The 13,294-nt window shown below is 60.0% G+C and carries 11 protein-coding genes; 8 read left to right on the forward strand and 3 right to left on the reverse strand.

The annotated features are described in order from the left end of the window. Positions 1-12: 12 nt before the first annotated feature. The 4 genes from AC1DRN_RS21450 (at position 13) to AC1DRN_RS21465 (ending at position 3,466) form a co-directional block, all read left to right on the forward strand. Positions 13-978 (forward strand): L-carnitine dehydrogenase, encoded by a 966-nt coding sequence (locus tag AC1DRN_RS21450; protein WP_223456797.1) that lies wholly within the window; start codon positions 13-15, stop codon positions 976-978. Positions 979-1,142: 164 nt separating this feature from the next. Next, positions 1,143-1,619 (forward strand): thioesterase family protein, encoded by a 477-nt coding sequence (locus AC1DRN_RS21455; RefSeq protein WP_223456795.1) that lies wholly within the window; start codon positions 1,143-1,145, stop codon positions 1,617-1,619. Between the two features lie 13 nt (positions 1,620-1,632). After that, entirely contained in the window at positions 1,633-2,796 is a 1,164-nt protein-coding gene (locus AC1DRN_RS21460) for a gamma-butyrobetaine dioxygenase (RefSeq protein ID WP_223456792.1), read from the forward strand. A gap of 406 nt (positions 2,797-3,202) precedes the next feature. Beyond that, on the forward strand, positions 3,203-3,466 hold the full coding sequence (locus tag AC1DRN_RS21465) for a hypothetical protein (RefSeq protein WP_223456790.1): 264 nt from the start codon (positions 3,203-3,205) through the stop codon (positions 3,464-3,466). A gap of 113 nt (positions 3,467-3,579) precedes the next feature. On the opposite strand, the gene gbdR is transcribed toward AC1DRN_RS21465, so the two are convergent. Both gbdR and AC1DRN_RS21475 read right to left on the reverse strand, forming a co-directional pair. After that, positions 3,580-4,683: a choline metabolism transcriptional regulator GbdR gene (gene gbdR, locus AC1DRN_RS21470; protein ID WP_007975492.1), complete on the reverse strand. Its 1,104-nt coding sequence runs from the start codon at positions 4,681-4,683 to the stop codon at positions 3,580-3,582. Between the two features lie 538 nt (positions 4,684-5,221). Further along, positions 5,222-6,598, reverse strand: coding sequence for an L-serine ammonia-lyase (locus tag AC1DRN_RS21475; protein ID WP_223456788.1), 1,377 nt, complete (start codon positions 6,596-6,598; stop codon positions 5,222-5,224). A 435-nt stretch (positions 6,599-7,033) separates the two neighbouring features. Between AC1DRN_RS21475 and AC1DRN_RS21480 the strand changes: the two genes are divergently transcribed. From AC1DRN_RS21480 to choV, 3 genes are all read left to right on the forward strand, one after another. Next, positions 7,034-7,978, forward strand: a complete 945-nt coding sequence (locus AC1DRN_RS21480) for a choline ABC transporter substrate-binding protein (RefSeq protein WP_046039346.1) — start codon at positions 7,034-7,036, stop codon at positions 7,976-7,978. A gap of 66 nt (positions 7,979-8,044) precedes the next feature. After that, positions 8,045-8,890: a choline ABC transporter permease subunit gene (gene choW / locus AC1DRN_RS21485; RefSeq protein WP_223456786.1), complete on the forward strand. Its 846-nt coding sequence runs from the start codon at positions 8,045-8,047 to the stop codon at positions 8,888-8,890. Continuing rightward, entirely contained in the window at positions 8,887-10,065 is a 1,179-nt protein-coding gene (gene choV / locus AC1DRN_RS21490; protein WP_223456784.1) for a choline ABC transporter ATP-binding protein, read from the forward strand. The genes choW and choV overlap by 4 nt, the downstream gene beginning before the upstream one ends. Positions 10,066-10,321: 256 nt before the next feature. Here the strand turns inward: choV and AC1DRN_RS21495 are convergent, their stop codons facing one another. Beyond that, positions 10,322-12,262 (reverse strand): BCCT family transporter, encoded by a 1,941-nt coding sequence (locus tag AC1DRN_RS21495; protein ID WP_223457004.1) that lies wholly within the window; start codon positions 12,260-12,262, stop codon positions 10,322-10,324. A 381-nt stretch (positions 12,263-12,643) separates the two neighbouring features. Here AC1DRN_RS21495 and betI point away from each other — a divergent pair, with 381 nt between their 5' ends. Further along, complete coding sequence (gene betI / locus AC1DRN_RS21500; protein WP_223456782.1) at positions 12,644-13,237, forward strand: transcriptional regulator BetI; 594 nt, start codon at positions 12,644-12,646, stop codon at positions 13,235-13,237. The last annotated feature ends 57 nt before the right edge of the window (positions 13,238-13,294 follow it).

The raw sequence follows: 13,294 nt of genomic DNA on the forward strand, positions 1-13,294 counted from the left end.
CAGGAATCGACCATGAGCTTTATCACCGAAATCAAAACCTTTGCAGCGTTAGGCAGCGGTGTCATCGGCAGCGGCTGGGTATCCCGCGCCCTCGCCCATGGCCTGGATGTAGTGGCCTGGGACCCGGCACCCGGCGCTGAAGCCGCCCTGCGCAAACGCGTCGCCAATGCCTGGGGCGCGCTGGAGAAACAAGGCCTGGCGCCGGGTGCTTCGCAAGATCGCCTGCGCTTTGTCGCGACTATCGACGAGTGCGTGCGCGATGCCGATTTCATCCAGGAAAGCGCCCCGGAACGCCTGGAACTGAAACTGGACCTGCACAGCAAAATCAGCGCGGCAGCCAAACCCAATGCATTGATCGGTTCCAGCACCTCCGGTCTGTTGCCGAGCGAGTTCTACGAGAGCGCCACGCACCCGGAACGCTGCGTGGTCGGTCACCCGTTCAACCCGGTTTACCTGCTGCCGTTGGTGGAAGTGGTCGGCGGCAAAAACACCGCCCCTGAAGCGGTGCAAGCGGCGATGAAAGTCTATGAATCCCTGGGGATGCGCCCTCTGCATGTGCGCAAGGAAGTGCCGGGCTTCATCGCCGACCGTCTGCTCGAGGCGCTGTGGCGTGAGGCACTGCACCTGGTCAATGACGGTGTGGCGACCACCGGTGAAATCGACGATGCAATCCGCTTCGGCGCCGGTTTGCGCTGGTCGTTCATGGGTACGTTCCTGACCTACACCCTGGCCGGTGGCGATGCCGGCATGCGTCACTTCATGGCGCAGTTCGGCCCGGCGTTGCAGTTACCGTGGACCTACCTGCCGGCACCGGAGCTGACCGACAAGCTGATCGACGACGTGGTCGATGGCACCAGCGATCAACTGGGCAAACACAGCATTTCGGCGCTGGAGCGCTATCGTGATGACTGCCTGCTGGCGGTGCTGGAGGCGGTGAAGACCACCAAAGAGAAGCATGGGATGGCTTTCAGCGAGTAAGCCCAAGCTTTGGGGCCAGCAGCACTGGCCCGATCGCGAGCAAGCTCGCTCCCACAGGGGATCTGCTGAGTGACATAGATTGTATTCACACTGCAAATCACTGTGGGAGCGAGCTTGCTCGCGATAGCGGCAGTCCAGTCACCACACAAATTGGATCAGAAACCATGCCCACCCTCACCACCTACCAAACCACCATCATCCCAGACTGGGTCGACTACAACGGCCACCTGCGCGACGCCTTCTACCTGCTGATTTTCAGCTACGCCACCGACGCGCTGATGGATCGCCTGGGCCTGGACAGCAACAGCCGCGAAGCCAGCGGCAACTCGCTGTTCACCCTCGAACTGCACCTCAACTACCTGCACGAAGTGAAGCTCGACGCCCAAGTCGAAGTGCACACTCAAATCATTGCCCACGACAGCAAGCGCGTGCACCTCTATCACAGCCTGCATCTGGTCGGTGATGCCCAGGAACTCGCCGGCAACGAACAGATGCTGCTGCACGTGGATCTCGCCGGGCCGCGCTCGGCACCGTTCAGCGAACTGTCCTTGGGCCGACTGCAAGCCATTGTCGCCGAACAGGCGGACCTGCCAACGCCCGAGTACATTGGCCGAGTGATCGCATTACCCCCAAAAAAATAACAAGGAGATCGCCATGAACACCGCCGCAGCATTTGCCGACTTTCGTACCTATCCGTTGATCAGCGCGCTGACTGGCGTGCAGACCCTGGCGGACCGTGTTCTGGTGAATTGGGCCGACGATCGCGTCAGCCCTTTCCACCATCAATGGCTACGGGATAACTGCCCGTGCCCGCAGTGCGTCTACACCGTGACCCGCGAGCAAGTGCTGGAAATCGTCGATGTGGCTGAAGATCTGACACTTGAACAAGTGCACATCGACACCGAAGGTTGCCTGTCGGTTGACTGGCAGGACGGCCACAGCAGCCGCTTCGACCCCGGCTGGCTGCGCGCCCACGCCTATGACGACGAGTCCCGCGCCGAACGCCAGGCACGCAAGCCGAAAGCCAGGCTCTGGCACAGCGATTTGCAGTTGCCGGTGTTCGAGTATCAAGCGCTGATGAACGACACCGACGCCTTGTTACAATGGTTGTTGGCGGTTCGGGATTTCGGATTGACCCAGGTCCGTGGTGTACCCACCGAACCCGGCTCCCTGAAACTGATCGCCCAACGGATTTCCTTCATCCGCGAGAGCAATTTCGGCGTGCTGTTCAACGTGCAATCCAAGGCCGACGCCGACAGCAACGCCTACACCGCCTTCAACCTGCCGCTGCACAGCGATTTGCCAACCCGTGAGTTGCAACCGGGGCTGCAGTTCCTGCATTGCCTGGTCAATGACGCCGAGGGTGGCGAGAGCATTTTTGTCGATGGTTTTGCCATCGCCGACGCCTTGCGCCGGGAAGACCCCGAATCCTTCAAAAACCTCTGCGAAATCCCCGTGGAGTTTCGCAACAAGGACCGTCACAGCGACTACCGCTGCCTCGCGCCGATCATTGCCCTGGATGCGTTGGGGCAGGTGTCGGAAATCCGCATGGCGAACTTTCTGCGCGGACCGTTCGATGCGTCGGTGGAACAGATGCCCAGGCTCTATCGCGCCTACCGGCGCTTTATCGCGATGACCCGCGAGCCTCGGTTCAGGTTGATGCAGCGGCTCAATCCCGGGGAGTTGTGGTGCTTCGACAACCGCCGCACCCTGCATGCCCGCAACGCCTTCGACCCCGCCACCGGGGCGCGGCATTTCCAGGGTTGCTATGTGGACCGGGATGAGTTGTTGTCGCGCATCCTAGTGCTACAACGTTAAACCGCGTCATCGTTCATCGTCGGAACGCCGCCCGGAGCAAGCCCGCTCCCACAGGTTTGGCGTTGTTCGCCAAACCTGTGGCAACCCCGATCCTGTGGGAGCGTGGCTTGCCCGCGATGGCGTCCGGACAGACACCTCATATTTCCCTGATTCACAGACAAAAAAAACCCCGATCAAGCCGTGACAGGATCGAGGCAGAGGGTACTGTTGAGGAGCTGCCGTGCGAGGGTGACCAAACCTTCGTGAAGCGAGCTGAGTCCAGTGTGCCCACTACCCCGCGAGCCAGGTTAGCCGAAAACGACATGTTCATAACCAATTGAGCCATTGCGACAATTCGCCCTTGCCGACACCCGGCACCACCACCAGAATCGAACCACGACACCGTTCCCTGAAGAAGGATTGCGTCATGATGCACGCCGATTTGATAGACCAGGAAGACCTGTTGGGCCAGCTCAAGTCGTTGGGGTTCAACGTGCCCAGTGGCGCCACCGCCGAGCAGGCTTGCGAGTGCGTGGTAAGGGGCTTGGACGATGCGCGAGCGTATGAGCTTCGCAAGATGGTCAAGGAGATGTACACCAGCAGCGCGACGATCCTGCCGGCGGTGCGCCAGGCCATCGACAAACAATTGCTGCCGGCGTTGTCGGAGTACCAGCAAAGCCATCGCGGCTGATAGATCCAATCGCGAGCAAGCTCGCTCCCACAGGGCTTTGTGTCGAACACAACATTGATGTTCTGGCACAGAACCTGTGGGAGCGAGCTTGCTCGCGATGAAGGCGCTGCGGTCTAGAGCCTTACGCTGGCAAACGTCGACTCATTACGCGCCTGGCTCAGCGCCGACAACGGCCCGGACAACGGCGACAGCACCAGCGCTTGCGGCAGCGGCATCATCGCCACCTGCTGGGTAGTGTTGGACCCTACGCGCTCGTCTCGCGGTGGAATGCCGAAGTATTCGCGGTAGCACTTGGAGAAGTGCGGCGTGGACACGAAACCGCACACCGACGCCACTTCGATGATCGACATCGGCGTTTGCTTGAGCAATTGCCGCGCGCGGATCAGACGCAGCTTCAGGTAATAGCGCGACGGTGAGCAGTGCAGGTACTTCTGGAATAGCCGCTCCAGCTGACGTCGCGAAACGGCGACGTACACCGCCAGTTCGTCGAGGTCGATCGGCTCTTCGAGGTTGGCCTCCATCAGCGCCACGATTTCCTGCAATTTCGGCTGGTTGGTGCCGAGCATGTGCTTGAGTGGCACACGCTGGTGATCCTGCTCGTTGCGGATGCGCTCGTAGACGAACATTTCCGAAATGGCGGCCGACAGTTCACGCCCGTGATCGCGGCTGATCAAGTGCAGCATCATGTCCAGCGGCGCGGTGCCGCCCGAGCTGGTGAAACGGTTACGGTCGAGGGTGAACAAGCGGGTGCTCATCGCTACACGGGGGAAAGCTTCCTGCATCGCCGCCAGGCATTCCCAGTGCACGCTGCAATCAAAACCGTCGAGCAGGCCGGCGCAGGCCAGGGCCCAGCTGCCGGTGCACACCGCGCCGAGGCGGCGGGACTGGCGGGCCTGGCTTTGCAGCCACGACACGTGTTCGCGGGTAACCGTGCGCTGGATGCCGATGCCACCGCAAACAATCACGGTGTCCATTGGCGGGGCTTTGTGCATGGAGGCGTCGGGGGTGATCTGCAGGCCGTCACTGGCCCAGACCTGACCGCCATCGACAGTGAGGGTGGTCCAGCGATACAGCTCGCGACCGGACAATTGGTTGGCCATGCGCAGGGGTTCCACTGCGGAGGCCAGAGAAATCAGCGTGAAATTGTCCAGCAGCAGAAAGCCGATGGATTGAGGCGCACGGTTCTGGGGTTGGGCCCCGGAGTTGAACGTCGTCATCGCGGTATCTCCTCACACAAAGCGGGTGATGGCCTCAGGCGGAGGCTCTTTTTATGGCCATCGTTCTCGCGTGGGAGACGGGCTTTGTAATGACAGAGCAATTGCCATGCCTATTTTTGAATGCGCGTTCAATAACTCCTGAAAACGACGTCGGAATGTGTCTATATATGTCTTGCAGAGCAGGGGGATTTAAATGGCCATCAGGACTGGCAAGCACCCCGGCCCACAAGCTGTGAGCAATTCGGTAGCACTTGTGGGAACGGCGTTGCGCCGCGATGGAAAGGAGTGTCACCGCAGGCACGGGTGACGAGCGGTCGAAGGCTGCTTGGTGCCCGATCACTGGCAAGGCGATTTATCTGTTAGCGACGCGCTAAAAGGTGGCGCGTTTTCGAGCTGATGTTCACTTAGCGCGCAGTTTTGACTGGTCTGGCGCTATCGCGAGCAAGCTCGCTCCCACAGGGATCGAGGTGAACACAATTTTTGTGACCGACGCAAAACCTGTGGGAGCGAGCTTGCTCGCGATGAAGGCGACTCGGTCTCAGCACTCCACCGCACTAACCGCCAACCCACCCCGCGATGTCTCTTTATATTTGTCATGCATATCGGCACCGGTATCGCGCATGGTGCGGATCACCCGGTCCAGCGAGATAAAGTGCTGGCCATCGCCCCGTAATGCCATTTGCGCCGCATTGATCGCCTTCACTGCGGCAATCGCGTTGCGCTCGATGCATGGCACCTGGACCAGTCCACCCACCGGGTCGCAGGTCAGGCCGAGGTTGTGCTCCAGACCGATCTCCGCCGCGTTGCACAGTTGCTCTGGTGTGGCGCCAAGAATTTCCGCCAGCCCGGCCGCCGCCATGGCGCAGGCCGAACCGACTTCGCCCTGGCAGCCAACTTCGGCACCGGAGATCGAGGCGTTCTTCTTGCACAGGATTCCCACTGCCGCCGCACTGAGGAAGTAGTCAACGACATTGGCGTCGGTCACCGCTTCGCTGAACTTCATGAAGTAGTGCAGTACCGCCGGAATGATCCCCGCCGCGCCGTTGGTCGGTGCCGTGACCATGCGCCCGCCGGCAGCGTTTTCTTCGTTGACCGCCAGGGCGAACAGGTTGACCCACTCCATGGCGCTCAAGGTCGAGCCGATCACGTTGGGTTTGTTCAGCTCCTGCAGGCTGCGGTGCAGCTTGGCCGCACGACGGCGCACGTTCAGCCCGCCGGGCAGGATGCCTTCGTGCTTCAGGCCTTGCTCGACGCAATCCTGCATGGCGCGCCAGAGTTTCATCAGGCCGCTGCGGATTTCGTCCTCGCTGCGCCACACCCTCTCGTTAGCCATCATTAATTCAGCTACGCGCAGCTTGTGCTTTTTACACAGTTCCAGCAGCTCGGCGGCACTGGAAAAGTCATAAGGCAATACGGTGCGGTCAAGATCGACGACACCGCTGGAGGCCTGAGCCTCATCGACGACAAAACCGCCGCCAACCGAATAGTAGGTGTCGCGATGCAACTCGCCGTCATCACCCTCGACTATCAAGGTCATGGCGTTGGGATGGAATGGCAGGTTCTCGTCGATCAGGCGCATGTCCCGGGCCCAGATGAAGGGCACCGGCAAGCGATTGTCGAGCAGCAGCGTATCGCTCTCGCGCAGGGTGGCGATGCGGATGCCGATTTGCGACGGATCGATCGCATCCGGCCACTCGCCCATCAGGCCCATGATCACGGCATTGTCGCTGCCGTGGCCGATACCGGTGGCCGACAACGAGCCGAACAGCTCGACTTCGACGCGCCGCACCTGCTCAAGCAGCCCGCGCTCGCGCAAGCCCTGCACAAACAACGCCGCCGCCCGCATGGGACCCACGGTATGTGAACTGGAAGGGCCAATGCCGATTTTGAACAGGTCGAAAACACTGATAGCCATTACTGCAGAACTCCTGGATGGGCCCACTGCGCACGCAAAAGCGCACGGTGACGGAGCTGCTACGCTCAAGCTGCAATCCGCCGGGATGACCGCATCATCAAGCTTTTATCCAGTTGTTCGACGTCTCTAACCGACGCACTCATGCCCACCAGCGCCGCGTGTCTTTTACGCTGTGTTTTCGCCGTTTTTTTGCGGTTCAGAGGGGGAAATCGGGCTGAAAAAATCTGTAAACGACGTCACCGACACTGGATGCGACCATCCCTGTACTGGATACGACKCACCCTGTAGGCGTCAGATTTTCACTGGTACATGATCATATCGACTCGATTGCAAGGCGACGTGGTAGAGCTGTCTCCAGAACGCCATCCAACCGCAACCTATAAGTGCGGTGGTCCAGTCGGAACACTGCCAAAAAAAACACCAAGGAGTCCATCCATGAAAGGTTCCCCGTCGTTGTTGTTGGCCGCCATGCTTAGTCTGCCGGTTCTGGCGCAAGCCGCAGAACCGGCGCAGTGCAGCACCGTAAACTTCTCCGATGTCGGCTGGACCGACATCACCGCGACCACCGCGACTACCAGCGTCGTGCTCAACGCCCTCGGCTACAAGACCAAGACCACCATGATTTCCGTGCCCGTGACCTACAAGTCCCTGGCCGACGGCAAGAACATGGACGTGTTCCTGGGCAACTGGATGCCGACCATGGAAAACGACATCAAGGCCTACCGCGATGCCGGCACCGTGGAAACCCTGCGCACCAACCTCAAGGGCGCCAAGTACACCCTCGCCGTCCCTCAGGCGCTGTACGACAAGGGCCTGCATGACTTCGCCGACATCGCCAAATTCAAGAAGGAGCTCGACGGTAAGATCTACGGCATCGAGCCTGGCAACGACGGCAATCGTCTGATCCAGAGCATGATCGACAAAGATGCCTTCGGCTTGAAGGCCGCCGGTTTCAAAGTCGTCGAATCCTCCGAAGCCGGCATGCTGTCGCAGGTCGACCGCGCGCAGAAACGCGACACCGCCGTGGTGTTCCTCGGCTGGGCGCCGCACCCGATGAACAAGCGCTTCAAGATTCAATACCTGACCGGTGGTGATGACTTCTTCGGCCCGGACTTCGGTGCCGCCACCGTAGCGACCAACACCCGCAAGGGTTACGCGCAGGAGTGCGGCAACGTTGGTCAGCTGCTGAAGAACCTGGAGTTCACCGTCGACATGGAAAGTGAACTGATGGGCAACATCCTGGACGACAAGATGAAGCCTGACGCGGCCGCCAAGGCCTGGCTGAAAAAGAATCCACAGGTGCTCGATACCTGGCTCGCTGGCGTGACCACCATTGACGGTAAACCTGGCCTGGAGGCCGTGAAAGCCAAACTGCAGTAATCGCTTATGCCGGGCAGGTTCGCCTGCCCGGGCTGTTTATTTCCTTGCATGCGGACGTTCACTACCATGCTGATTGATCAGAAAATACCCCTAGGCCAGTACATCGCGAGCTTCGTTGAATGGTTGACGCAACACGGCGCCAGCACCTTCGACGCCATCGCCGTGACACTGGAAACGATGATCCACGGCGTGACGTTTGCGCTGACCTGGTTCAACCCGCTGGCACTGATCGGCCTGATCGCACTACTGGCACACTTCATTCAACGCAAATGGGGCCTGACCGCGTTTGTCATTGCCTCCTTCCTGCTGATCCTCAATCTGGGGTACTGGCAGGAAACCATGGAAACCCTCGCCCAGGTGCTGTTCGCTACCCTGGTCTGTGTGGTCATCGGTGTGCCGCTGGGCATCGTCGCCGCGCACAAGCCGATGTTCTATACTTTAATGCGTCCGGTACTCGATCTGATGCAGACCGTACCGACCTTCGTGTACCTCATTCCTACCCTCACCCTCTTCGGGCTGGGTGTGGTCCCGGGCCTGATCTCCACGGTGGTGTTCGCGATTGCCGCGCCCATCCGCCTGACTTACCTGGGTATCCGCGATGTACCGGAAGAATTGATGGACGCCGGCAAGGCCTTTGGCTGCTCGCGACGTCAGCTGCTCTCGCGAATCGAACTGCCCCACGCCATGCCAAGCATCGCGGCAGGCATCACCCAGTGCATCATGCTGTCCCTTTCGATGGTGGTGATCGCGGCACTGGTGGGCGCCGATGGCCTGGGCAAACCGGTGGTCAACGCACTGAACACTGCTGATATCGCCCTGGGCTTCGAAGCTGGCCTGGCGATCGTACTGCTGGCGATCATGCTCGACCGTATCTGCAAACAACCCGACGCCAAAGTAGGGGGTGACGCATGAGCATTATTCGCTTCGAGAACGTTGACGTTATCTTCTCCAAGGATCCACGCGAGGCGCTCAAGCTGCTGGATCAAGGCATGACCCGTAACGAGATCCTGAAAAAGACCGGGCAGATCGTGGGGGTCGAAAAGGCCAGCCTGGATATCGAAAAAGGTGAAATCTGCGTACTGATGGGCCTGTCCGGCTCCGGCAAGTCCAGCCTGCTGCGCTGCATCAACGGCCTCAACACTGTCAGCCGTGGCAAGTTGTTCGTCGAGCACGAAGGCAAGCAGATCGACATCGCTTCCTGCAGCCCCGCCGAACTGAAAATGATGCGCACCAAGCGCATTGCGATGGTGTTCCAGAAGTTCGCCCTGATGCCTTGGCTGACCGTTCGCGAAAACATCAGCTTCGGCCTGGAAATGCAGGGTCGTCCCGAGAAAGAACGACGCAAACTGGTGGACGAAAAGCTTGAGCTGGTGGGCCTGGCCCAGTGGCGCAACAAGAAACCCGATGAGCTGTCCGGTGGTATGCAGCAACGCGTGGGCCTGGCCCGTGCCCTGGCGATGGACGCCGACATTCTGCTGATGGACGAACCGTTCTCGGCACTCGACCCGCTGATCCGCCAGGGCCTGCAAGACGAACTGCTGGAACTGCAACGCAAGCTGCACAAGACCATCGTCTTCGTGAGCCACGACCTTGATGAAGCGCTGAAACTCGGCAGCCGTATCGCGATCATGAAAGACGGCCGGATCATCCAGTACAGCAAGCCGGAAGAAATCGTCCTCAACCCCGCGGACGACTACGTGCGGACCTTCGTGGCTCACACCAACCCGCTGAACGTACTGTGCGGTCGCAGCCTGATGCGTACCCTGGACAACTGCAAACGCATCAACGGTTCGGTATGCCTCGATCCGGGCGGCGATTCGTGGCTGGACCTGGCCGAAGGCAACACTATCAAGGGCGCTCGCCAGAACGGGTCTGCGCTGGACTTGCAGAACTGGGTACCGGGTCAGGCCGTTGAAGGCCTGGGTCGTCGACCAACCCTGGTGGACTCGAACATCGGCATGCGCGATGCGTTGCAGATTCGTTATCAGACCGGCAACAAGCTGGTGCTGCACGACAACAACAAGGTGGTGGGGATTCTCGGCGACAGCGAGCTGTATCACGCGCTGCTCGGCAAGAACCTGGGGTAAGGCAACAGAAACGAAAACGCCGCGAGAGATCGCGGCGTTTTTGTTTATGGGATATCGGGTAATGCAGCTTTGATGCTGATGGCCCCTTCGCGAGCAGGCTCGCTCTCACATGGACGGAGAACGACCTGTGGGAGCGAGCTTGCTCGCGATAGCGGAGGGACAGTCAACACTCATGTTGAATGTTAAGCCCTCATCGCGAGCAAGCTCGCTCCCACAGGGGTTGCGGTGCATTCACTGCACCGCAGCTCCTCACAACTTAGCTATAAACCCGGCCAAGGAGCTGCCGATGGCTTTCAAACTGATCGAGCACGTCACGGGTGATCTGATCCTGAGTGAAGCCCATCAAGTCGTAGTCCTGGCTGCCGTTGTGCAGGTACACCTCGGCACGGTAGTAACGCTGACGCGCCTCGTCGGACTGAGCCGATTCGGTCGGTGTGGCCAGGTAACCGTCCAGGCTGACTTCGTAGACGAAAGGATTGCCCTCTTCCATCTCGACTCGCACGCCCATGCAGCGCTTGGACTTGCCCAGCAGCGTCTGCACTTGCAGACCTTGAGCACGCATTTGCACCGTCGCATCTTCCAGCGCCGGGCTGACGTGCTTGTCCATGAAACGCTGAACGACCGACTGGCTCGGTTGCAGGTCCAATTGGGTCAAGCGCTCGCTGAAACCACGGCGACCGCGTGCCGCCAGCTCCGCTTGCTCCTGTTCGATCTGCACGTCCTGGCGCATGGCCTTGTGCAAGCCAAACATGAAGAACACCAGCACCACCGAGAACGGCAGGCCGGCCAGCACCACCATGGTTTGCATGGCTTCGAAGTTGCCGGCGAACAGCAGGCCGATGGTCACCAGGGTGATCACCGCCGACCAGAAGATCCGCAGCCAGTGCGGCGCGTCTTCATCGACGGTGCCTCCCTTGCAAGACAGATTGGCCATCATCACCGCGCCGGAGTCCGCCGGGGTCAGGAACAGCACGAAACCGACAAAGATCGACACGCCGATCACAACCTTCGACGCCGGGTAATGCTCAAGCAACTGGTAGATCGCCATGGACGGCTGTTCCAGCGCCGTCTTCCCGAGTTCTACCGCCCCGTGGTTCATCACCAGGTCCAGGGCCGAGTTACCGAAGATCGACAGCCACGCCAGGGTGAAGCCCAGCGGAATCAGCAGCACGCCGGCGACCAGTTCGCGCACCGTGCGACCACGGGAAATACGCGCGATGAACATGCCCACGAATGGCGCCCAGGAAATCCACCAGGCCCAGTAGAACAGGGTCCACAGGCCCAGCCAGCGGTCGGACTTCTCACTGTCGCCTTCGTAGACATAGAGGTCGAAAGTCTTCAGCACCACGCCGTTCAGGTAGTCACCGACGTTCTGCACGAAGCCGTTGAGCAGGTGCAGGGTCGGGCCAAACAACAGGACGAAAATCAGCAGGCCGCTGAACAGCACGATGTTCAGGTTGGACAGACGACGGATGCCGTTTTCCACGCCAGACACGGCAGCGATGGTTGCCACGGTGCTCATCACGATGATCACGATCAGCAGGTTGGTGTTGTTGTGCTCCATGCCGAACAGGTTTTCCAGCCCCGACGACACTTGCAGCGAACCAATCCCCAGGTTGGTCACCAGACCCAGCAGGGTCACGAACATGCCAAAGCCGTCCACCGCATGCCCGGCCGCGCCCTTGACCCAACGCTCGCCCACCAGCGGATACAACGCCGAACGCAACGCCAGCGGTTGGTTATGACGGTAAGCAAAGTAGGCAACGGCCAGACCGACCAGCGCGTAAATCGCCCAGCCGTGCAGTCCCCAGTGCAGGAACGTCAGCTGAACCGCCTGACGGGCGGCAAGGTTGCTACCGGCCACGCCTTCCGGCGGATTGAAGTAGTGGTCCAGCGGCTCCGACGCGCCGAAGTACAGCAGCGAGATGCCGATACCCGACGAGAACAGCATCCCCGCCCAGGCACCGTAGCTGAAGTCCGGGGTGTCGTCCTTGCTGCCGAGCTTGAGTTTGCCGTAGGACGAAAACGCCAGGCCGACGACAAAAATCAGGTAGGCGGCAATCACCACCATGTAGTACCAGCCGAAGCTGCGGGACAACCAGGCTTGCGCCGTACCCAGCATTCTGCCGGCCTCTTGCGGGGCGATGATCAGAATGGCGGTCAACAACAGAATCAACGCGGTAGAGGTGTAGAACACCCAACCGTTGACCGTCACCTTCTCGGGTGGGGTCTTTATTAGCGAGGCAGAACTCATGGCACAGATGCTCCGGGCAGTGCGAGAGAAGAACGCAAGGCAAACGAGTTACCCGACCAATCGGTTAGTGGGCAGCCGACCGGCGGGTGATATAAAGACAGCCCGAAAAAAGCCCGAAACCCCTGGAGCGCCGCAGCGCGTAGGTTTCGAGCAGTTTCGGAAGTCGTTTTTTCCGCCGCTACATGTAGGAAAAATCTGTAGGCAGCGACGATTTGTCGCAGATCTTATTCTTTGTTGATTGAACGTTCAATCAAAACAAAATAGACTGGCCCTCAACCCGGTAGCCGTTTGACGTCTGCCGGAAGGCCTAAGGAGATGTGCAAGATGCCCAAGGTCGGTATGCAACCCATCCGCCGCCAGCAATTGATCGAAGCCACTTTGCAGGCCGTCGATCAGGTCGGAATGGGGGACGCCAGCATTGCGCTGATCGCCCGTTTGGCCGGTGTCTCGAACGGCATCATCAGTCACTACTTTCAGGACAAGAACGGCCTGATTGCCGCCACCATGGGGTACCTGATGACGGTCCTGAGCGAGAACGTCACCCTGCGTCGTCAGGCGCTGACAGATGACAGCCCCCGGGCGCATCTGCAGGTGATCATCGAAGGCAACTTCGACGCCAGCCAGGTCAATGGCCCGGCAATGAAAACCTGGCTGGCCTTCTGGGCCACCAGCATGCACCAGCCGTCTTTGCACAGGTTGCAGCGGATCAACGATCACCGTCTGTATTCCAACCTGTGCTGCCAGTTCCGCCGCGTGCTGCCGCTCAATGATGCGCGCAGTGCCGCCCGAGGCCTGGCAGCGTTGATCGACGGATTGTGGTTGCGCGGCGCGCTGTCGGGAGATGCTTTCGACACCGAGCAGGCGCAACGGATCGCTTACGAATACATGGATACCCAACTGGCCAAGCGGGTGAGTTAGAGCACACATAAACGCTCAACCACCGGACCGTGCCAACCACTTAATGCTCTTGCGAGG

It is taken from the genome of Pseudomonas sp. P5_B3 (assembly GCF_056400405.1).